Annotated in this window: 1 protein-coding gene; it reads left to right on the top strand. The window is 73.6% G+C overall.

The window, feature by feature from the left end; all coding sequences use genetic code 11:
* Nucleotides 1-352: 352 nt before the first annotated feature.
* The coding region (locus tag ACWCYY_RS40750; RefSeq protein WP_449798971.1) for a ricin-type beta-trefoil lectin domain protein at nt 353-2,974 on the top strand (2,622 nt) is incomplete at its 3' end.

The following is a 2,974-nucleotide window of genomic DNA, read 5'->3' as shown; positions in this document are numbered from 1 at the left end:
GTCTGTGGTCGACCGGGACCTGGGGTCACCCGGGTGCGTACCTGGTGCTGCAGAACGACGCCAACCTGGTGCTCTACGACGCCGATGGGGTCCAGCCGCTCTGGGCCAGCAACACCTACTGGAAGTCGCTGAAGTACTGACGGTCCCTCAGCACCCCGCACGGGGGCGGCACCCGGTCCACCGGGCGCCGCCCCCGTACCCGTCGGCGGGCGGCGTGGATCCGGACCGCGCCCCGGAGGCGGATACCGCGTGGCGTGACCGAACCGGCGGACGATAGCCTGCCCCCCCTGGCCCTTGATCACGGGCCGGACGGCCGGAGCCGTGGGCCCGGCGCAATGGGGAGGTACGGAACATGGGGGAGCGCCTTCGCGCCCCGCGCCGCACGAGCGGCAGACGAATAGCGGCCCTGGCCGCCCTGGCGGCGGTACTGGCGGGCGGCCTGGCCGCTCCCGCGTACGCCGCCGACCCGGCCGTCCGGGCCGGCCTGGTGGCCGACGACCTGAACGGTGACGGCCGGTCCGACGTGTGGGCCGCCGACTCGTCGGACCTGAACGTGCTGCCCGCGGGCGGGGCCCCGTACGTCGCGTCCACCGCCGCGCAGAGCCCGGACGGCAGGACGTGGAACTCCTTCCAGGTCAGCGGCCGCGGTAGCGCGACGGGTGGCGGGACGGAGGACCTGTACCTGTTCAGCCCGGGGACGAGCACGCTGTACCTGTACCCGAACGACGCCGACTCGGGTGGGCGGGCCGGGTACTTCACGAAGAAGGACCAGGCCGTCAAGGTGGCCAAGCCGGCCACCTGTGCGGCGGGTGCGGACTGCACCGGCTACGACCCGACCTGGAGTTCGGCGACCCAGGTGGTGGCCACCGACGGGATCGCGAACAAGGACGGGATGCCCGACCTGGTCACCGTCGAGGCCGGCCGGCTCTGGTACTACCCGGGCAAGGCCGGGGGTGCCGTGATCGGTGCCCCGGTCCAGCTGGGCGGCACCGGCTGGCTCGACACCGCGCTGCTCGCCCCGGGCAAGGTCGGTGGCGTGCCGACCCTCTGGGTCAGGCCCAGGCTGGGGTCCGAGTCCGAGCTGTTCAGCTACCGACTGGAGTTCGGCGCGGACGGGCTCCCGGCGGCCAAGCTCCAGACCCCGGCCACGGCCTTCCGGATGGCGAGCGCGCAGCGTGCCGCCGACGGGACCAGCCGTTGCTACACGCGGGGCGCCAAGGTCGGCCCCTGTGCGACCGACCGGTCCCTCTGGCAGCTCCGTGCGGACGGGACGGTCCGCGACCGCGGCAACTGCCTGTCCGTCCAGGCGGGGGCCCCGGTCGTCGCCGGGTGCGACGGCTCCTCCGCGCAGCGCTGGCGGCTCCAGGCCGGCGGCACGCTGGTCGCCGAGGACGGCCGGTGCCTGACGGCGCCGGCGGACCTGGCCGCTCCGGCCGCTGCGACGCTGGAGGCCTGCGACGGCACTCCCCGGCAGGGTTGGGGACGCTGGCAGCAGGACACCGACGCGCCCGGCCCGTTCCCGGCGCCGCTCGACACCTTCCCCCTCCCGGTGAGTGGCACCGACCAGTCCTACGGCTACCTCTCCGCCCTCCGTTCGCCGGGTGACCTCGACGGTGACGGCAACCCCGAGCTGGTCGCCGCCATGGGCGGCTCGTACACCGAGGGCGCGGTGACCGTGGTCCGACCGGGTGCCGCGCCGGAGGGCGGGCTGCCCCGCTTCGGCGAGCCGGTCTCGCTCGGGAAGCTCGACCACCCCAGGAACGGCTTCGGCGAGGGCGGCTACAAGGGTCGCTGGGACGTCTACTACTCGGCCTGCGTCAGCCTGAAGGTGCAGTCCGACGGGAGCGCGGTGGTCACCGAGCTGGCCACCGGCAAGGTGCTGTGGTCCAGCAACACGCCGGGCCACCCCGATGGCCGGCTCACCATCGCGAGCGGCCGGGTCGCCCTGCGGGACACCACCGGCGCCACGCCGTACTGGTACGGCTGGCACCCGACCCCCGGCCCCACCGAGGGCGGGCAGCTGACCGTCCAGGACGACTGCAACGCGGTGCTCCGCGACACCTCCGGCCAGGTCGTGTGGTCCACCCGGACCTACGACCCGGCGCACGAGACCCTCGGCACCCCGCTGGTGCCCGGTCGCACCCTGAAGTCCGGCGAGCAGGCGACGGCGGACCGCACCTCGCTGGTCATGCAGGCGGACGGGAACCTGGTGCTGACCGACCGTCAGTCCTCCCGGACGCTCTGGAGCTCCGGTACCGAGGGTCACCCCGGTGCGGTCGCGACCCTGCAGGAGGACGGCAACCTGGTGGTCTACGCCGCCGACGGCCGGGCCGTCTGGGCCACGGACACCTGGAAGAACCTGCGCTCCCGGCTGGTCGTCCAGCGTGACGGCAACCTGGTGATCTACGACCTCGACGGCCGCGTGCTCTGGTCCACCGGCACCTGGTACGGCGGCGTGGAGACCCGGGGCACCGTGATCCCTTCGGGCCGTACGGTGCGGTCGGGCGAGACGGTGGAGTCGCAGGCCGGCCGGCTGGTGATGCAGGCGGACGGGAACCTGGTGCTGTACTCCAAGGCCACCGGCAACGCCCGCTGGTCGTCCCGCACGTGGGGCAACAACGGCGCCACCGCCGTCATGCAGGCGGACGGCAACTTCGTGGTCCGGGCCACCGACGGCCGGGCCCTGTGGACCAGCGGCACCTGGACCCACCGCAACGCGCGCGCGGTCCTGCAGGACGACCTCAACCTGGTGGTCTACGACCAGACGGGCAACGCCCGCTGGGCCACCGGTACGGACAACCGGGTGGCGGCCCGGCAGGGTACCGCGCTGTTCGCCGGTGCCGTGGTGAAGAGCGGTGAGGTGGTCAACACCCCGACCGCTTCGCCGATCTGGCTGCAGATGCAGTCGGACGGCAACCTGGTGCTGCACTTCAACCCGGTCGGTGCGGTCTGGTCCTCCCGTACCTGGGGCAAC

The organism is Kitasatospora sp. NPDC001664, from assembly GCF_053596675.1.
The sequence above is the reverse complement of the archived record's forward strand: the minus strand, read 5'-3'. Positions and strand labels throughout refer to the sequence as shown.